The sequence below is a fragment of the Pseudoalteromonas sp. CST2 genome (assembly GCF_028599385.1).
GTDB classification, from domain to species: Bacteria; Pseudomonadota; Gammaproteobacteria; order Enterobacterales; family Alteromonadaceae; genus Pseudoalteromonas; species Pseudoalteromonas atlantica.
Window position 1 is genome coordinate 137,242 of record NZ_JAQREO010000009.1, and the last position, 18,439, is coordinate 155,680.

The following is an 18,439-nucleotide window of genomic DNA, read 5'->3' on the forward strand; positions in this document are numbered from 1 at the left end:
TCTAGGGTCTGTTGATCTTTCAAGGTTAAATTTGCAGCAGCCTGTTTGGTATTTAGGCAAGGCAGAGCCTATGTAGTGTGGTTATTCCCCATAAATAGGCGATAACGTAGCATTAATGCCAAACAGGCGCTACCCAAAGGGTTCTTCCTAGGGACTATTTACTCTTTGTTGCTTGGCTTTTACTTAGTCCACTAGGTTACAAACCTCGCGCCGTGATTAAATAGCCCCTAGTTTGAACAAATTTTAATCCGCAAAGTTCAACAGACCCTAAGCACTTTGGGCAATTTACTCGCGATGATACATCGCCCTCACCTTCAATGTAATTACTCAAATACTTAATTAGAACCTGACCATGCTTTAACTCAGGCGAGCTAAACTTAAAAATTTGGCTGTTATCAAAAAATACGCCGCCTTGCGCTGACGTAAAAACAGTAATGCCGCCAACAAGTAAAGGTTCAAGTGGCGTATTACTACGAGGACAATACATTTAAAATTCCTTTTTATTTATTTATGTTCTTTTACTCAAGCGCTTTATGAATAAGCCCAACAAGCGGCGCTGGCAATGTAATATTACCTGCAAGTACAAACTCATGCGCGTCGTCTGACATTTTTTGCCATGTACGGCGAATAATACCTATCCATTTTTGCTCATCGTAATCAGGCTTACTATTAGCAAACCCGAGCATGTAATGCTCAATAAATACCAGGCTTGCTACGTCTTCTACTAATTGGCTGTCTGGGTTACGTTTAATATTTTTTTTAGCAACTGCATCGTACACTCTGTTTTGCTCAGCATCGCTGTACCCAGCTTGCTGCATAAGCGCAACAACGCTACTGGCATGAAATATATAAAGCGCACTGCGCCATTGATGATAGCCCTGCTTGTTCATTGCAAAGTCGCTACGCGGCGACTTCCAACGTTGTATATGCTGCCCACGCACTGCAATTTGCATGAGTTCATCGGCATCAGGCTTAAAGCGAGTTAGCATTTCGCTCATACGTTGTGAGTATAAATACTCTTTTGGAACACTCTCCCCATTAAATTGCTCACTGTTTGGGTCTTGGTTGTTTGCTTCATCAATTAAGGCGATTACTTTATTAAACATGACGGTCATTTTTTTATAATAAGTTTTAATCATTCTAAACGCTGATAAAACAATAAACTAGTGCGCCACTCACTTCAGCGGTGAAATTTGTTCAATCAAAAAGTAAAGCCAATTAATACAAGTTATAAAAGTAAGCGCATTGATTAAGTTAACTTGGTACTATATTGAGCACAAATTAAAATAAAAAAGCGCGACTAACTCGCCAATAACGGATCACTATGTTTAAAAAACGTATTTTAGCTATTTGCTTAGCAGCCACCTCGCTACCAAGCCTTGCCGACAGTAACAGCGATTTAAAAACCATTATTGATAACCACTGGCAAAATGCCAAAGCTGAAAAAATATTTTTTCGGACCGATCCAGACGGTTGGAAACCAAATGGCACATTACCAAATTGGAGCGAGCAAGCCATTGCAAAGCGCCAAGCTTATAACAACAGCGTACTAAAAAGCTTAGCCAACATTGATCCAAAAACGCTCAACAAGGATCAGCTAATGAACTACCGCTTATTTAAATATGAGCGAGAAACCGAGCAGCAAAGCTACCTTTATCAAGATAAGTATTTTCCGGTAAATTTTTTAAGTGGCTGGCATACCTACTTTGCAGAAGCACCCGCTAATATGGCTTTTTTAACAGCTGATGATTACAACGCATTTTTAATCAGCCTTGCCGACTACCCGCGCTTTAATCAGCAAAATATTGATTTAATGAAAGAAGGGATAAAAACAGGATTTACCCATTACTGTAAAACCTTTGAAAATTACAGCCAAAGCATTAGCGCGCACATAGTTAAAAACCCCGAAAACAGCGCCCTTTACGAGCCCTTTACGCGTATACCTAATACCTTTAGTACAGCGCAAAAATCAAACTTAAAACAAAAAGCCCAAGCCGTAATCAAAGATAAAGTAATTCCTGCGTATCAGCATTTTTACGACTTTTTTGAAAATGACTATATGCCACATTGTAGAGCGCAGCCGAGCATAGCAAGCGTGAAAGGCGGGCTTGATTACTACAAGTACACGGTTAATTACTACACCACAACAAACGCCACACCTAAACAAATACACCAACTAGGCCTTAAAGAAGTCGCGCGTATTAAGGCGCAAATGCAAAATAATATTGATGAAGTAGGCTTTGATGGCACCTATAGTGAGTTTTTAGAATTTTTAGCAACCGATGAGCAATTTTACGCAAAAGACGCGCAAGACTTGCTAGAAAAAACCGCGTTTATAACGCAAAAAATGTATGGCAAATTGCCCACCTACTTTGGCCACTTACCGCGTAACACCTTTACTATTAAGGGCTCAGCAAGTCGTGGTGCGTTTTATATGCCACCGCCAGATAACCGCTCACCAGGCACTTACTTTTTAGCCTCAACACCTAAACTTCAGCCTTTATATAATTTAGAAGCACTTAGTCTGCACGAAGCCATACCTGGGCACCATTTACAAAACGCCATTGCTATGGAGTTAGACGTACCCGAATTTAGACGCACACTTAGCCACTCTGCATTTGGCGAAGGTTGGGCACTATACACAGAACGCTTAGGTAAAGAAGCTGGTTTTTATCAAAGCCCGTACAGCGACTTTGGTCGTTTAGGCTACGAAATGTGGCGTGCAGTGAGGCTTGTTGTTGATACCGGTATTCATGCCTTTGGTTGGAGCCGCCAAAAAGCAATTGATTACTTAGCCAGTCACACCGCTTTACCACAAAGCGCAGTGGAAGATCAGATAGATCGTTATATTTCATGGCCAGGCCAAGCGCTCTCGTACAAAATGGGCGAAATAAAAATACGCGAACTGCGCACAAAAGCCGAAGAAGAACTCGGCGCTCAATTTGATATACGCAGCTTTCACGACACTGTTATTGGCCAAGGCTCATTGCCTATGGCAGTGCTTGAAGACGTTATAAACGATTGGATAGAAAAACAAAAATCGGCTATTTAACATTAATGAAGGCGGTATTATTTTCCGCCTCTTTCTAAACGGACTTTTTAATGAAACACCTACTTATTTTTATATCATTCATTTTATTTAGCAGCCAAGCTAATGCGTTTTGTTTAGAAGCATCAAACTACATAGAGGGCGTAAAATATGGCGTTTGTGGGGAGCAAACAGATTCAATTTCCCTTACGCCTTATTTTATTATATGGATGCTTTTAAATGTGTTATTTGGGCAAATGCTTAATAAACCAAATGTACACGTGGGGTTTAAGTATTTACTTTTCCTATGTGCATTTCCACTCAGCCCGCTAGTGCTTTTAATGAATTTAACTGGAATGATGGTATCTCGCGTTTATAAAAAATATTCAAACCCAGCAGCAAATAAAACCCAAGCTAACCATGTTTGCGCAGAACCTGTTATTGAAAAGCCGAGTGTTAATCAGCTAACAATTGGCGAGTACACTTTTGACAGTCTGCAGCAGTCCTTAATTAAAGAAGATAACCTCTACACATTAGAGCCTAAATGCATGCAGGTACTTAGCTATTTAATAGAACAACAGCCAAGAATAGTTAGCCTTGAAGAGTTACACAACAATGTATGGGAGAATCAAATAGTAACCGATACCGCAGTTAGACGAGTTATTAGCAAACTACGTGTAGCCCTTAACGATAACGACACAAAAAACCCCAAATATATAAAGTCTGTAATGAAGCGAGGTTATCAGCTTATAGCTAAAGTAAAAACACAACCTATTGAATAGTAATGACTTATAAAAGTTATAACCAAGGTAATACCATGGTTATAACTTTATAATAACTAGTTAATGGCTTTGTTATCGTTATTTTTTGCCAATCGTTTTAATTTGTCTAGGCGCTATAGAGCGACCCATAAAATTAAATAGTTAAGGAAGAAAATATGAAACACTTATTACCTCTATTACTAGTATTAATCATAACAGTAATTACATTAAGCCTTATTAACAGCAACGAGTGTATAGAAATAGGTAACGCATCTATTGCCAGTATTTCATTTGGCACGTGTGATTTATCTAACCCTCAATCAAACATATCACCACTTTTAGCTTTATTTTGGTTAGCCATGAGCGTTTGCTTTGCAATTACATTACCTAAATCAACTGTTGCTAATAAGTACAAAATTGCCTTATTTATATTTGGTTTACCACTCACTGTTTTTGTTTATTTAATTGCCTATATATCTGAAAATATACGCCAAGCCACTCAATCTCTTAAGTAAACCTAGATGAGCAAGTCACACTTGCTCATCCTTTCTTAATTAAATACAAGTGAAAATCAATCCCTACCCGCTTTTGCTTCGTAAACTTAATGATTACAAAAACCAGAGCATAAGTATGAGCAAACGCATTTTATATTGGCTACAAAACGATTTACGCCTAACCGATAACCCAATTTTTAGTGACCTTATGTTGCAGCAATGCGCGCTTGATATTGTATTTGTTATTAACCCGCACTGGTTTAAAAATAATAACTACCAACAAAAACCTTACGGCATACATAAGCAGCAGTTTTTAATGCAAAGCTTGTACGAACTACAACAAGCACTTATTGAACGCGGGCAAACCCTGCATGTGCTTGAGGGAGAACCCGTATCGCTTTTAAAAGCGCGTATTAATGAGCAAAATATTGATGAAGTTGTATACAGCGAACAATTTGGCCTGTACGAGCAACGCCAAATAAACTTACTCAAAGCACATTGCCCCAATACACAATTTACAGGGTCGCAGCAAGACACGCTCTTTAAGCAAAGTGACCTCCCCTTTGATTTAAGCGAATTACCTAAACACTTTACCCCGTTTCGTAAAAAGGTAGAGGCCGCTAATAGCCCTATTACATCAACAACTTTGCCAAACGGTTTGCTCCCTAAGCCAATAACTTTATGCGCAAAAAAACCTATAGAACGTATAACAAATAAAGGCGTAATGCATGGCGGGTTTAACAGTGCGCAAGCTCATTTAAAGCAATACTTTGCAGGCACAATGCCAAGTACTTATAAAACGACTCGCAACGAGCTTGATGGCTTTAACAACACCACCAAATTTAGTACTTGGCTTGCCTTTGGCTGTATAAGTGCAAAACAAGTTTACAAAGCAGTAGAAAATTACGTGCAATGCAATACGGCAAACGAGTCTACTTATTGGATTAAATTTGAACTGCTGTGGCGAGAGTATTTTAAATGGCACGCACTTAAAGCAGGTAACAGCCTGTTTAGCTTTAAAGGGCAAAAACAAACTAAACCGCTTACTACTTTTACATCTACACGCTTTGCTGCTTGGTGTAACGGCACAACGCCTTACCCGCTTGTAAATGCCATTATGGAAGAACTAAACACTACGGGTTACATTTCAAACCGAGCACGGCAAATTGCAGCAAGCTGTTTAGTGAACGAGTTAGGCCTTGATTGGCGATACGGCGCAGCCTATTTTGAGCAGCAACTTATTGATTACGATGTAGCAGCAAACTGGGGAAACTGGCAGTACATAGCCGGTGTGGGGGTTGACCCGCGTGGCGGCCGCCACTTTAATATACAAAAGCAAACGGCGCAGTTTGATCCAAATGGTAATTACACCAATAAATGGCACGGGCACAGTAATAAAACACAGCAGCTCGATCACTTAAACGAAGTAGATTGGCCTATTTAAGCCAATCTCCCTCCACCAGGTTATATTTAAAACAGCTGCGCAATGCCTACATTAATGGCAAAACCAGCTATGGTTAAAAACAAAAATAAACAGCCTGCTAATAACAGTGGTTTTATACCCGCTTGGCGAATAGCGCCAACATGTGTACGCAGCCCAAGTGCGACCATGGCAATGGTGAGCAATATATTATCAAACCATATAATAGCGTTTGTAGTTCCTTGCGGAATAACCGATAACGAATGCACGCCACTTGCCACTATAAATAACACTGCAAACCAAGGGATTGTAATTCCTGATTTTTGCTCGCCGCCATGTGCGTTTATGTTTGCATGCTTTTTACTTTGCCAAAACGATAAGCCTACTAAAAATGGCGCAAGCATCATTACGCGTAGCATTTTTTCTATCACGGCGGTGTCAGCCGCATTGGCACTTACCGCAGTCCCTGCTGCTACCACTTGCGCAACTTCATGAATAGTTGAACCAACAAAAATACCGTACGCATGCTCACTCACACCCATATATTCAAACATAATTGGGTAGGCAAACATACTTAACGTGCCAAACACCACAACCGTTGCCACCGCTACCGATACTTTATGCGCTTGTGCTTTTATAACTGGCTCAGTTGCCATTACCGCTGCGGCGCCACAAATAGAGCTACCCGCACCTATTAGTATGGTTGTTTGTTCATCAAGCTTAAAAACGCGCTTACCTAGCTGTACTGCTAATATAAACGTACCAAGCAGCATTACCACATCGGTTAATAGGCCATGCCAGCCTACACCCGCTACTTGCGCAAAAGTAATTCTAAACCCAAATAAAATAACGCCCGCTTTAAGTAATATACTTTTAGCGTAATCAACGCCTACATCTGTACGCGTAGCAATGTGCGCAAACACGCTGTTGCCTACAATAATGCCAAGCACAATACCAATTGTTAAGGAGCTAAATTGCGCACTTTGCATTATAGGTAACTTACTTAATGCAACAGATGCCCCCGCTAACACAACCACCAGCAGCATACCTAACCACCAGCGCGTATCGCCGTATTGCTTAGTATTAATACCTATAGGCTGAAAACTATTTTTAATAGCGCTAAGCATAATATTCCCTCACTTAAACCAAGTTGATGTGTTGACTTAATTGTAAGAAAGCTCAAAATATAACTCCAATATATTAAAATCATGATTTGATAACTTAAAGTTATACAATTTAGAGTTATGCAATTTAAGGTTATACAATGAACTTACATGCGCTTAGGGTGTTTTATACAGTGGCTAAATTAGGTAGCTTTTCAGGCGCAGCCGAAGCGCTTTTTATAAGCCAGCCCGCTGTTTCTAAAGCGCTAAAAGAGCTAGAGCATCAGTTAAACATTCAACTTATTGAACGTGCATCTAAGGGTAAAAAGCTCACCTTAAGCGAAGGTGGGCAAGCTTTGTATGATCACGCCCGCAGTATTTTTGCTATCGAAAAAGCCGCCATTGAAGATATTAAATCGCGCACAGGGCTTAAGCGCGGCACACTGGTTATAGGCACCAGCACCACCATTACCAGTTATTGGCTACCGCCTTATTTAGCCAAATTTTGTGCGCAGTACCCGCATATAAAAGTAGAAGTACAAGTGGCAAATACCGCACACATTGAACACGCACTACTCGAGTGCACCATTGATTTAGCGCTGGTTGAAGGCACACCTACCGAGCCGCACATTATTAGTAAGCACTGGCAAAATGATTTAATGAGTGTGGTTATACCGAGCAACTTTAAGCCCACTAAAGACTTAAAAGCATGGTTAAACGAGCAGTTTTGGCTACTGCGCGAGCCAGGCTCTGGCACGTTAGAAATGTCGGTAAAGTTATTAGCACAACATGGCGTACAAGCAGAGCAAAGTATGCAATTAGGCAGCAACGAAGCCATAGCTAGGGCCGTTGCTCAAGGTATGGGGGTCGCTTTATTGCCAAACGTAGTCACAGAAGATTTAGTGCAGTTAGGTAAATTAACACGCCTGAGCCAAAAAAATAACGAGCAACTCTCTCGGCCGCTATACCAACTGCATTATAAAGACAGACCGTCTTCGCATGCTGCGCAAGCATTCGAAAAAAGTTTATTTAGTGCTCAATTTTTAAATGAGTGAATTTAACGCGCGTCGTAAATTTACATAAACGTTAAAGCGAGCGTTGATAACTCGTGATGTGTGAGACAGTTTGTCCTCTATCGCTTATGTTTGTTAGGGTTTTGTGAGCTCATAAGCACGAGCTATAACTAAAGGAAAAAAATCTCCGCCTAAAATTACTGCCCATTGCCCACAACCAAAACGTTCAATACGATTTGCATCTGTCAATACATTACGTAAATTATCAGGGGAAGCATTATCTATATTTGAAATGATATTTTTTACTTCTTTTGGGTCATAATCAATTTTTAACCACGGAGGGGAACATAGACTATTCATAAATTCAGAAATAACTTCAGGATAATTAGGGTAGCCACTAGAACTATCAATATCAGGTAATGCCTGCTTAGCTAACCTAAAGTTTTCTTCAAGCTTTTCTACATCACTTTTTAAAAACATACTTCCTCCTTAAAAAAACAAAGGGGTAAAATCCTGACCTCTCATATTGAAATACTAAGAGATCATTCATAACAGCCCACAAGCTACCCATAAATCTATTAGCTAAATCCGTAAGCTCTTATACTCCCAAGCTGAATTCACAAACCCTGAGTTAAGTCTTGTGCCAGTGTGCCCGTTGGTTTTTCAATTACGCGTACTAACTCTTTACCCTCGTCTTTTACTATAAACGTAGGGGTGTATTGCAAGCCGTGCGCTAGTGCTATTCCGGCGTCGTCTTGCTTGTTGTAACCCACGGCCACATATTTAACGCTTGCAAGTTTTACCTTAGACGCATCAAGTAACTTAATAAGCTTTGGTACTTCGCGTTGGCTGTCGTGACACCAAGTGCCAAATAATACAACTAATGCCTTGCCTTCTAGCTTTTGCATTAAGGCTATATCTTGCTCGGTTGGCGTAAATGCGTTGTACTGCTTATTAAACTTATCGTAATCGCTTAATAGTACATCAGTTGTAATATCGCCCGAAAATGGCGCAGTAGCGGCATTACTTACAAGCGGCATGCTTAACGCGCACAATAAAATTAATTGTTTAAACATAAGGTTAAAGTAACTTTTAAAGTGAGTAATTAAGCTCACTATACTGAATATTACTGAATGTTTACACATTGTTTGCACCTTCTATTTTTATAGTTTGCCCACTTTAATAAAATAATAAGCGTGCATACATGAATATAAAACCTTTTATATTTTATTCAGTTATCGCCTCTACTACATTTTTATATGGCTGTGGCGGTACTGAGCAAACAACCGATAGCAGCACAGAGCAAACTGACTCATCATCAACAACCACCTCAACGGGCTTAGTTATTAACGAAATTGTCGCAAGCCCAAGCGATACCACCTACGATTGGATTGAGCTATACGCCACTGAAGATATAGCCGACCTATCGGTATTTTCACTTGTTGATGATAACGCCGACAGAGAGCCTCAAGCTTTACCCGCAGTAGCACTTTCGCAAGGTGAGTTTATTGTTATTCAAGCCATTGATGAAACCGACACGCCGCCCGACAACGGCTATTACGTCACCTTTAAACTAGGGAGCGACGATGCGGTTACGTTATATGAGGACGGCACTGCGGTGTCTGTACTTGATTGGGAAGAAGGCGAAGCCGCTGAAGGCTTTAGTTACGGCTTATATACCGATGGCACCGGCACCGCGCAAACACTAACGCCAACAGAGGGCGCAGCTAACCAAACAGCCGATACCTCTACACTTGTTACAACGCTAATTGCTGAAGATGCCCCACTGCGTATAAACGAAGTAGTAGCAAAAGACAGCAGCGGCGGCGAGGACTGGATAGAGCTTTATGTAACAAGCAATAGCGATGTTTATTTAGCCGACTACACACTAAGTGATGACAATAACGAGCAATTTGCTCTACCTGATATTACGTTATCGCCTGGTGAGTTTTACCGCATTTACGCAAGCACCGATGATTTAGGCGACCTGCCAAGCGTAGCGTTTAAATTAGGCGCAAGCGATACCGTCAGCCTTTACAGTAACAATGTAATTATAGAGCAGTTATCGTGGAATAAAGGCCAAGCGCTGAGTGGTTACAGCTATGGCCGCTACCCAGATGGCAGCGATGCAACTGCGGTACTCACTCCAACAGAGCTTAGCTCAAACAGCCAAGCAACCCACGGGCCACTCGCTATTAACGAAATAGTGGCAAGCGCCGCAGACGATGGCAACGACTGGTTTGAGCTATACAACAACAGCGAAAATACAATTAACTTAGCCAACTACCACGTTATTGATGAAAGCGACGACATAGACCCCGTTACCCTGCCCGACATAGATTTATACGCGGGTGAATACATAACTATTTATGCCACCGATGAAGACCCAGGCACTTACTACGTCCCGTTTAAACTAGGCAAAGAAGACGAGCTAAGCTTAATACTCAACAATGAAGTAATTGACTACATTGACTGGGATGAAAGTGATGTAGCCACAGGCTTTAGTTACGGCCTAAGTAGCAGTACAGGCTTTACTCATGCGTTTTTAACACCTACCCCAAGTAGTGAAAATACAGTTGCAACCGCCTTTACACCTACGGCCGTTAATACGCTTTCTATTACAATTACCGACGAAAACTGGCAAGACATTCTAGATAACCCACTTGATGAGCAGTACCACGAAACCGCTATTACCTTTAACGGGGTAACACTCGATAGCGTGGCTATTCGCACAAAAGGCGGCTCAAGCTTAAGCAGCGTTGCCAACTCTAGCAGCGACCGTTACAGCTTTAAGGTTGATATTAACGAATATGTGTCGGGGCAAAAGTTTTTTGGGCTAAAAAAATTCACACTACAAAACTCGTTTAACGACCCGTCGTACATGCGTGAAGTAATCGCCTACGAGCTAATGGATGAAATGGGCGTGCCAACGCCTGAGCATGCTTACGTTAACTTTTATGTAAACGGCGAACTATTTGGTTTGTATTTAATGGTAGAAGCCGTAGATGGCGAATTTGTTGAAAAACACTTTGCCAACAGTAACGGCGATTTATACAAGCCAGATGGCACAGGCAGCGATTTATTATGGCTAGGTGACGACATACAAAGTTACACCGATATAAACCTGCAAACCAACGAAGACACCACCGATAACGGCGCCTTTATTAACTTTGTAGAATCGCTCGATAAAGGCGAAACCAGCGCCATAGATATAGACACGCTGCTGCGTTATATGTCGGTAAGTACTTCACTGTCTAATTTAGATAGCTACCACGGCCCACTTGCACATAACTATTATATTTACGATGACGATGGCGTATTTAGCATTTTGCCGTGGGATTTTAACGAGTCATTCGGCACCTTTAACATGGATTGTAATAGCGTAGATGTAAGAGAGCTCTACATTGATGAGCCTGTAAGCGGCGCATCAAGCGAGCGCCCATTAATTGCTAATGTATTTGCCGAGCAAAGCCACCTCGATACGTACCACAGTTACTTAACACAGCTTATTAATGGCTCACTTTCAAGCGACACATTTAACGCACGCGTAAATGAAATAGCCGATTTAATTCGTGAGCACGTACAAAACGACCCAACTAGCTTTTATGGCTCAACCTACTTTGAGCAAAACCTAACCTCTACCACGGGGCAGTTTTACGGCTTAACCTCGTTTATGGAGTACCGCGTAGCAAATATGGCCGCGCAGCTTGATGGCACATTGCCCTCAGCGGGTGATGGCAGCGGATTTTGCTCTAGATAAACAACCCATCCTTCATGCGGTGTCAGCACGCTGGCACTGCACTCTATAACTTTGCAATTTAATAATCTGAGAAAATTATGACAATTCAAGCACGTTTTAAGGATGAACTTTTTGAAAAGGATACTTCAATCTCACCAGTAGCAATTACTGCAATAAACACTAAAAATAAGCAGGCTCAGCCTGAAAAGCCAGATGCGCGAGGCTCATTAACAAGCTTAATTAACGAGTTGCTCGCCCCATTTGAAGGTTACGGATTAAACGATCTTAATAACGCTAATTTAATGAACCGTGTAGACAGTAAGTTTATGCTGCCACTATCGTTTTTACCTGAGCTACTTACTCATATACAAGGCCAGTACCGGGTACTTGATATACAAGGCAAGCGTTTATTCTCTTACTATAATCAGTACTTTGATACACCCGAACTTGATTTATATAAAGCCCATCATAACGGTAAGCTTAATCGCTACAAAGTACGCCAAAGGCGCTACGTTGATACAGCCACCGAATACCTAGAAGTAAAACTAAAAAACAACCAAAGCCGCACCGTAAAAACACGTATAAAGCTCGCGCAAACTAACAACGAGCAAGCTAACAGCACGGCGTTTATTAAAGAGCAAATGAAAAACAGCTTTGCACATTTAAATGTAACCCAGCAAAGCGGCTATAACCGCATAGCCCTAGCCAACGAAGAAAAAGCCGAGCGTTTAACGCTTGATTTTAACCTGTGGTACAACACCCCAAAAGGCGATAACAAAATAACCTTACCGGGCTTTTTTATTGCCGAGCTTAAACAAAGTAAAAAAACAAAACGCTCGCCATTTTATAAACTTATGAGCAAACACCACATATTCCCAGCCTCGTTTAGTAAATACTGTATTGGCTGTGCTTTGCTCTACCCCGAGCGCTTAAAAGTAAACCGCTTTAAACCTGTTTTAGCCCGTTTAAAACACCTTAACCGCACTAACCCGCTTTTACCTTTAGAGAATAATTAAAATGACCAAATTAGATCTTATTTTTCTTTCCCGCTTTTTAGTAAACATCCTATCGCTGGCTGTACTTTGCTATGGCTGTTATTTTCGCGTAAGTAAAAATGCAGTGGTAGCAGGCTCGTTTATTTTATTTGGCGTAGGCGTTTTTATTATTACCTTTTTGCTGCACGGCGTTGATATGTCGATGGAATTTGCATTCGGCCTATTTGCTGTATTCACCATGCTAAGGTACCGCACTGAGTCTATTTCTATTAAAGAAATGACCTACTTATTCCTTGTTACTGCCATTGCTTTACTGACCTCTGTAGGGCGAATGAGCTTAATAGAGCTAGGTATTCTTAACGGTATTATTTGCTTAATTGCCTTTTTGATTGACTCAAGCGTATTTGTAAAACGCTACGAAGTACAAAGCGTTTGCTACGAGCGCATAGAAAACATAACCCCACAAAACCAAGCCACACTAATCGATGATTTAAAACAGCGCACAGGCCTAAACGTCGTTGCCGTAGATATAGAACACATCGACTTTTTAAGAGACGTAGCGCAACTAAAAGTAAGTTACTTAGCCGAAAAACAAACAAAGGCAGCCTAACATGACCTCTAAACAAACGATTACCTATGCGGCACTTTCAGCTCTTTGCCTTGTTAGTAACGCAAGCTTTGCCAAAATTAACGACGATATAAACCTAAGCGGCTATATCATGCTCGACTACAACAAGTTTGATACCTCATTGTTAGAGGGGCAATACGACAGCAACAGCTCAGAAAGTACCTCTGAAATACGCCGCGCACGCCTAAGTTTTAAATCAGATATAAGTAAAGATTGGAAAAGTAAATTTCAGCTTGGCTTTGCCGATGGCGAAACCGAAATAAAAGACGCCTACCTAGAATACTCTGGCTGGAAATATGTTGATTTAACCATAGGCCAACAAAAAGAAGGTTTTGGCCTAGAAAAACTAACTAGCTCGCGTAAATTGCTAATGCTTGAGCGCAGCATGATAAGCGAAGCGTTTTCGCCAGGGCGTAGTTTTGGTATTAGCCTTTCCGGGGACATAGCCTCAGTAAATTGGCAGCTAGGTTATTACGAGCCCGATGAAGACGAAGCAACGTCGGCTATTACAGGGCGCGTAACTTGGGTGCCATGGCAGCAAAACACCAACCTTTTACACATGGGCGTCGCCTTTAGTGAGAGGCAGTACGACGGTAACGAATTTAGAGTAAATGAACCTCTTGAAGTTTATACCGCCGACTCATTAATAGAAGGCGATAAAATTAATGCAGATAGCCTCTCGCAACAAGGCGCAGAGCTACTATGGCTTAAAGATAGATTTACCATGATGGCCGAGTGGCAACAAGCACAAGTAACCAGTATTGAAAATACAACCAACGATTACGAAGGCGGCTATTTGCAATTTGGTTATCAGCTATCGGGCGGATACCGTAAGTATAAAAACGCAAAACTAGGCGCAAGCTCAGAGCCAGGCTGGGAAATTACAGGCCGCTACAGCCTACTTAAGCTCAAGCAAGAAAACCAAGACGCAAAAACCTACGCCCTCGGCGTTAACTACACCGTAAACAAAAACATAAAATTTATGGCCGACTACATTAAAGCCGACTACTTTGAAGCAGGCGGTACTGTCACATCGGGCAATGCAATCTCATTAAGGCTGCAGTATTCGTTTTAATGCGTTTGGTGTTTAGTAGGTTAGCCTAAACCTGTGTTAAACGTTACGTTTAATACAGGGGCTTATTTTAATAGAGCTGTTATAAACTCTCTAAAGGTTACTTATCAGGCTTGTACTTATTCCACTAATTACAGTAAGGGATTTAAGTTTACCTGTTCACTAATTAATATCGTTCAATAAAAATGAACACCAGCATTTAGTGAACAAAAGATGGACAAGGGCTAATACAGGCAGCTATCGAAAAACTAAACTTGCAAACGAGTTTAGGCACAAAGTATGAAACTTTTAAAAAAGAGTGTACTGAGGGCGAACTCGCTTTGCCTAATGTTAAAAGCAATGCATAGTAAAAACGCTGCCCATGCCGAATCACTCTTAATTGCTTTGTTAGCTGCGTTTCAAAATTGGCAATACTTCAGGTATTTCAGTATCTAACATTTCCAAAACGCTTTTAAAACCATGTATAGGTGACCACCCTAATTTGTCACATGCAGATGATGAATCATATACGCGATCTAAGCTTTGAGGTAGTTGCCAATCTCTTTGTTTAAATGCTAGCGCGATGTCAGGACATTGACGCTCGATGACAGATGCAGCATCAGTATATAGAGCTTCACAATCAGAAAGTTGAAAAGGTGTAGCGCCTGAGATTATAAAACGATTAAAACCACTTAAGCGTTTTTCCACAGAACATAAATGAGCGTTTGCTACATCACGAGCATCTATGCCACGAGTAAGGCGAAATACTGCCATTAAATCCGCAGGTTCAGGAAAACATCTCGACATTTGCAGCACAGTAACTGGAAGCTGAAACAACTTTGAAATTTCTTCTAGCTTAGCTTCAGCCGCAATTTTACTTTTATGATAAATCGACTTGGGTTGAGGTGTGACGTCTTCATTTATCCAACCTGCAATACCTTTAGGTGTTGAAGCATAGCCGTACAATGCAGTAGTGCTGGTAAAAATAAAGTGCTTAATACCTGCTTTTAATCCAGCCAGAGCGAGTTTCTCGGTCGCGTCTACGTTGATGGACTGAAACTCTGAATCAGGTACTAAACCAACATGTGGAGCGTGAAGAGCCGCTGTATGAATTATGGCATCAACATTTTTAAGAGCCCGATCAATCAGATCACTATCAAGAATATCACCAATGTAATCGGCTGTTGAGCAAGGCGTTTTATCAATGCCGACCACGTCATGGGTGCGCATTAATTTAATATAGATTGCACGCCCGACTCTACCGGCAGAGCCTGTTACTAAAATTCTCACTATGACACCTTACTAATGATTGACCTCAAAGCAGCTAACGCCCAAATAATGCGCGCACAGCGCGCTGACTGTGTGTGCCAAACTGCGAGCTTGCGAGCCAGGCACACACTGGCTTAGCGCTGAGCGTCGTGTTAATTTGCTTGTTAGCTCTCGTTACCAAATGTACTTCCTGTAATCAAGGATCCTACCAGCCACTTCACAGGCCTCACACCTAACTATCCAGCCCAACAATGCTTTGTTGCCGACAATGTTTCCTTGACAAATTGGGCATTTTTCATCTGCAACAGCGCTCGGTAATTGCCCACTGCTTTTACGAGAAAAAGCTGAACAAAATGCAAGGAATTCGTCGCTTAGGCTCCAGTAAAGCTCGCCTGATAATTCATAGCAAAATTTAGTAAACCTAATCTGCTTATTTGTGGCTTTTTCCTCTGGGCTTGAGCTCATCTTTGCATCTATAGCAGCGTTAATGCTTCGGTAACGTTCAGGTCACTTTTCTCGGTCGATCATTTCTTGGCAATCAAGAAGCTCTTCCATTGAATATGTTGAATAATCTGGCTCACTCATGTTCCCCTCCGTGAGAGCTAACGCCTCGCTTAACCGGCGCAAAATAGCAGGCTGAAATTAGCGACGAAGGAGCGCAAGCCTGCTGTTTTGCGTCCTTGGTTGAAGCGTTTGTTAAGTTACCTTTAAACTTATATTTTGCAGTTCATCACTAATGCTCGTCAGATGTTTATACTTTGTTTTAACCGTTAGTGAAAAGATGAGTATTGGATTCAAAATAGTACTACTAAACCCTTCCTTGAATTGGTCACCATCTCCATGGTTTTCTAAGCACTGCCTTATTGTTTCTATGTCTTTGCCATTTGGGCAGTTGGCACTATGTAACAATAGCGCACCTCTAGACTGGTCTGAGAAATAAAAACTGATATAGTCTACTATCGATTTTTGCAAGCTTTGATAATGGTCCAAATCAAAGTTTGCTAATATAAATTTGAGCTCGCTTACAAGATCATCTTCGTTATTGTAAAATGCTTCAATCGAAGTGGTAAAACCATTCTTATATTTTAATGAGATATCAAACATACCGACGAGATCTTTTTCCTTGAAATCTTGATTCAATTCCAATGATGCTCCTTCCCTATCTACAACAGGAGTTGTAACTTCAAAAAACGAATGTCTCATGTTGTTAAATACCCATGAAATAGCATTAGAATAGGCTTTTAGCTTTCGGTCATTTTCTAATTGAGCTTGATGTTTTAATGCAGTTTCTGTCTTCTTTTCAACTTTTTCAGCATAGTTTGACCAAGCCGCGTTAATAAGCATACCTAGAATAACAATCCCTAGTAATGCTTGGACCGAGATAACTAATTGCATGGGTTCAGAAGTTGGAAGAATATCTCCATAGCCAAGGGTTGTTATTGTAACAATACTAAAATATAGAGCGTTTATTGGCGATAACTCTTGGTTGAAGTTTTGCAACGCTGTAGGTGAGCAATAAAAATAGACAACAGCGAAAAATATTATGCATGCAAAATATGCTAAAACTAATTTTTTAACCGAAATAGAATTTAAACTCATACTATCCTTGGTAACTTAACGCCTCAATCAGAGGCAAAAAATAGTTGGTTAAAATTAGCGACGCAGGAGCAAAACCAACTGTTTTTTGTCCTGCTGAATTGACTTGTTAGTACCCGACGTACTGCTTTAACAACCCCAAACGAAATATAGGGTGAGCTCTTTCACTTAACCCCATTTCCAGAAGACTATCAATGTGAGAGTCAATTTCTTCAGCCGACAATTTACTCACATAAAGATGCTTATATAGCAAACCGTAATAGTGGGCAAGCCCATCAAAAAGCAAGTGCTCCTCAGTTACGAATAAGGGCGGATAACGAAACTCTGTTAGGAAACGGACTGTATCTTTTATTATTTGAGCCAAGTTGGCGTCAAAAAAGTCTATTTTCGTTTGCATTAGCTCTGATACGGTATCGGAATCGAGACTTCTTGGTTTTCCACTTTCCTCATGTACCGGATTGAGGAGTAAAGTAAACAAGAGGAATAAGATATTTAGATCTTTAGTGCCTTCAACCTCTTGTTGCAACTCCCACATAGGGTGGTTAATTAGCCCGAATTGAACAGCAGTTATATCATCTTTACCAGTGCGGCCAATCAGAAATCCATACGAAAAGTCATTATTGATGGGTTTGAGATACCGCACTTGAGCACCATCACTTCCCGCTTTGGTAAAACCGTTTTTCTCAGCGGTCCTAATTAACTTTGATTTCATAAACAGAGTCTCTGAGGGTACTAACAATTTAATAGTGCGCTCGTCGCGCATATTTCTACCGACTTAGCGCTCATTTATCTACTTTATATAGTTTTAACAAATTACCTAAGGTATTACTATCACTAAGTTTTCTAAAGTTTTTAGGTAAACTTAAATAATCCAATTTGCGCGCAGCGCTCATTTTCATGAATATATGCGCAAAGTGCAGTTTAACCAATCAATTAACGACGATATTTAGCCAATCTCAATGACCTGTTATCGCTCATAAAGGCCTTACTACATTTTTAGCATAAGATAGCTTGGCTTGTGCGGGCACTCTTTTAATACGAGCTACAACATTCAACCGCAATGCATACCGTATTAAATCAAAAAAGATAAGTATGAAATTTTAATTTGGAATCTCTATTTAATGCTTTGATTAGGTAAAGCCTAAAAACCAAATTCTATTCCCTATGAAGAGAAGCCTATGAGAAAAACTCAAATAAGGAACAACAACACCGCTATAGACCTTACAACATATAGCTCTTTATTCCAGATGTGTGACAAACCATTCCAAAGTTGAATGAGAAAGAACATATAGCGATCTTTTTTGATCAAAATACAGCGTTTATCCGATTAAGTGCAATTTGT

General features: G+C 40.7%; 16 protein-coding genes and 1 pseudogene. 9 read left to right on the top strand and 8 right to left on the bottom strand.

Annotated elements, in window-relative coordinates; translation table 11 throughout:
• Positions 1-271: 271 nt before the first annotated feature.
• A pseudogene (locus PSH41_RS13100) lies at positions 272-487 on the bottom strand (zf-TFIIB domain-containing protein); the annotation flags it as partial.
• A 31-nt stretch (positions 488-518) separates the two neighbouring features.
• The gene (locus PSH41_RS13105; protein WP_273589222.1) at positions 519-1,106 is read right to left on the bottom strand and encodes a DUF4202 domain-containing protein; all 588 of its coding nucleotides are present in this window, start codon (positions 1,104-1,106) and stop codon (positions 519-521) included.
• Positions 1,107-1,324: 218 nt separating this feature from the next.
• Between PSH41_RS13105 and PSH41_RS13110 the strand changes: the two genes are divergently transcribed.
• The 4 genes from PSH41_RS13110 to PSH41_RS13125 all read left to right on the top strand — a co-directional run bounded on the left by PSH41_RS13110 (position 1,325) and on the right by PSH41_RS13125 (position 5,727).
• On the top strand, positions 1,325-3,052 hold the full coding sequence (locus PSH41_RS13110; protein ID WP_273589223.1) for a DUF885 domain-containing protein: 1,728 nt from the start codon (positions 1,325-1,327) through the stop codon (positions 3,050-3,052).
• Positions 3,053-3,102: 50 nt separating this feature from the next.
• Positions 3,103-3,810, top strand: coding sequence for a winged helix-turn-helix domain-containing protein (locus tag PSH41_RS13115; RefSeq protein WP_138576656.1), 708 nt, complete (start codon positions 3,103-3,105; stop codon positions 3,808-3,810).
• A gap of 155 nt (positions 3,811-3,965) precedes the next feature.
• Positions 3,966-4,304 (top strand): hypothetical protein, encoded by a 339-nt coding sequence (locus PSH41_RS13120; protein ID WP_054981643.1) that lies wholly within the window; start codon positions 3,966-3,968, stop codon positions 4,302-4,304.
• Between the two features lie 115 nt (positions 4,305-4,419).
• On the top strand, positions 4,420-5,727 hold the full coding sequence (locus tag PSH41_RS13125; protein ID WP_273589224.1) for a DASH family cryptochrome: 1,308 nt from the start codon (positions 4,420-4,422) through the stop codon (positions 5,725-5,727).
• A gap of 26 nt (positions 5,728-5,753) precedes the next feature.
• Here the strand turns inward: PSH41_RS13125 and PSH41_RS13130 are convergent, their stop codons facing one another.
• Positions 5,754-6,830 (bottom strand): YeiH family protein, encoded by a 1,077-nt coding sequence (locus PSH41_RS13130; RefSeq protein WP_273589225.1) that lies wholly within the window; start codon positions 6,828-6,830, stop codon positions 5,754-5,756.
• A 137-nt stretch (positions 6,831-6,967) separates the two neighbouring features.
• Between PSH41_RS13130 and PSH41_RS13135 the strand changes: the two genes are divergently transcribed.
• On the top strand, positions 6,968-7,861 hold the full coding sequence (locus PSH41_RS13135) for a LysR family transcriptional regulator (protein WP_273589226.1): 894 nt from the start codon (positions 6,968-6,970) through the stop codon (positions 7,859-7,861).
• A gap of 93 nt (positions 7,862-7,954) precedes the next feature.
• Here PSH41_RS13135 and PSH41_RS13140 read toward each other — a convergent pair whose 3' ends face one another.
• The gene (locus tag PSH41_RS13140) at positions 7,955-8,299 is read right to left on the bottom strand and encodes a hypothetical protein (RefSeq protein WP_126009495.1); all 345 of its coding nucleotides are present in this window, start codon (positions 8,297-8,299) and stop codon (positions 7,955-7,957) included.
• Positions 8,300-8,436: 137 nt separating this feature from the next.
• A complete protein-coding gene (locus PSH41_RS13145; RefSeq protein WP_064385920.1) occupies positions 8,437-8,895 on the bottom strand; it encodes a TlpA family protein disulfide reductase in 459 nt (152 codons plus the stop codon).
• Positions 8,896-9,023: 128 nt separating this feature from the next.
• Here PSH41_RS13145 and PSH41_RS13150 point away from each other — a divergent pair, with 128 nt between their 5' ends.
• The 4 genes from PSH41_RS13150 to PSH41_RS13165 all read left to right on the top strand — a co-directional run bounded on the left by PSH41_RS13150 (position 9,024) and on the right by PSH41_RS13165 (position 14,256).
• Positions 9,024-11,579: a CotH kinase family protein gene (locus PSH41_RS13150; protein ID WP_273589227.1), complete on the top strand. Its 2,556-nt coding sequence runs from the start codon at positions 9,024-9,026 to the stop codon at positions 11,577-11,579.
• A 77-nt stretch (positions 11,580-11,656) separates the two neighbouring features.
• Positions 11,657-12,574, top strand: a complete 918-nt coding sequence (locus PSH41_RS13155; protein WP_273589228.1) for a polyphosphate polymerase domain-containing protein — start codon at positions 11,657-11,659, stop codon at positions 12,572-12,574.
• A 1-nt stretch (position 12,575) separates the two neighbouring features.
• The gene (locus tag PSH41_RS13160; RefSeq protein WP_273589229.1) at positions 12,576-13,163 is read left to right on the top strand and encodes a DUF4956 domain-containing protein; all 588 of its coding nucleotides are present in this window, start codon (positions 12,576-12,578) and stop codon (positions 13,161-13,163) included.
• 1 nt (position 13,164) lies between these two features.
• Entirely contained in the window at positions 13,165-14,256 is a 1,092-nt protein-coding gene (locus PSH41_RS13165) for an OprO/OprP family phosphate-selective porin (RefSeq protein ID WP_273589230.1), read from the top strand.
• Between the two features lie 384 nt (positions 14,257-14,640).
• Here PSH41_RS13165 and PSH41_RS13170 read toward each other — a convergent pair whose 3' ends face one another.
• The 3 genes from PSH41_RS13170 to PSH41_RS13180 form a co-directional block, all read right to left on the bottom strand.
• The gene (locus tag PSH41_RS13170) at positions 14,641-15,522 is read right to left on the bottom strand and encodes an NAD-dependent epimerase/dehydratase family protein (protein ID WP_273589231.1); all 882 of its coding nucleotides are present in this window, start codon (positions 15,520-15,522) and stop codon (positions 14,641-14,643) included.
• A gap of 675 nt (positions 15,523-16,197) precedes the next feature.
• Positions 16,198-17,100, bottom strand: a complete 903-nt coding sequence (locus PSH41_RS13175; protein WP_273589232.1) for a potassium channel family protein — start codon at positions 17,098-17,100, stop codon at positions 16,198-16,200.
• Positions 17,101-17,206: 106 nt separating this feature from the next.
• A complete protein-coding gene (locus tag PSH41_RS13180) occupies positions 17,207-17,809 on the bottom strand; it encodes a hypothetical protein (protein WP_054200766.1) in 603 nt (200 codons plus the stop codon).
• Between the last annotated feature and the right edge of the window lie 630 nt (positions 17,810-18,439).

Bases quoted from the DNA above. Each gene is read 5' to 3' on its own strand.
- PSH41_RS13110 (WP_273589223.1), top strand. From the start codon at position 1,325: ATGTTTAAAAAACGTATTTTAGCTATTTGCTTAGCAGCCACCTCGCTA.
- PSH41_RS13125 (WP_273589224.1), top strand. From the start codon at position 4,420: ATGAGCAAACGCATTTTATATTGGCTACAAAACGATTTACGCCTAACC.
- PSH41_RS13115 (WP_138576656.1), top strand. From the start codon at position 3,103: ATGAAACACCTACTTATTTTTATATCATTCATTTTATTTAGCAGCCAA.
- PSH41_RS13140 (WP_126009495.1), bottom strand. From the start codon at position 8,299: ATGTTTTTAAAAAGTGATGTAGAAAAGCTTGAAGAAAACTTTAGGTTA.
- PSH41_RS13160 (WP_273589229.1), top strand. From the start codon at position 12,576: ATGACCAAATTAGATCTTATTTTTCTTTCCCGCTTTTTAGTAAACATC.
- PSH41_RS13155 (WP_273589228.1), top strand. From the start codon at position 11,657: ATGACAATTCAAGCACGTTTTAAGGATGAACTTTTTGAAAAGGATACT.
- PSH41_RS13165 (WP_273589230.1), top strand. From the start codon at position 13,165: ATGACCTCTAAACAAACGATTACCTATGCGGCACTTTCAGCTCTTTGC.
- PSH41_RS13130 (WP_273589225.1), bottom strand. From the start codon at position 6,830: ATGCTTAGCGCTATTAAAAATAGTTTTCAGCCTATAGGTATTAATACT.
- PSH41_RS13150 (WP_273589227.1), top strand. From the start codon at position 9,024: ATGAATATAAAACCTTTTATATTTTATTCAGTTATCGCCTCTACTACA.
- PSH41_RS13135 (WP_273589226.1), top strand. From the start codon at position 6,968: ATGAACTTACATGCGCTTAGGGTGTTTTATACAGTGGCTAAATTAGGT.
- PSH41_RS13180 (WP_054200766.1), bottom strand. From the start codon at position 17,809: ATGAAATCAAAGTTAATTAGGACCGCTGAGAAAAACGGTTTTACCAAA.
- PSH41_RS13105 (WP_273589222.1), bottom strand. From the start codon at position 1,106: ATGTTTAATAAAGTAATCGCCTTAATTGATGAAGCAAACAACCAAGAC.
- PSH41_RS13145 (WP_064385920.1), bottom strand. From the start codon at position 8,895: ATGTTTAAACAATTAATTTTATTGTGCGCGTTAAGCATGCCGCTTGTA.
- PSH41_RS13175 (WP_273589232.1), bottom strand. From the start codon at position 17,100: ATGAGTTTAAATTCTATTTCGGTTAAAAAATTAGTTTTAGCATATTTT.
- PSH41_RS13120 (WP_054981643.1), top strand. From the start codon at position 3,966: ATGAAACACTTATTACCTCTATTACTAGTATTAATCATAACAGTAATT.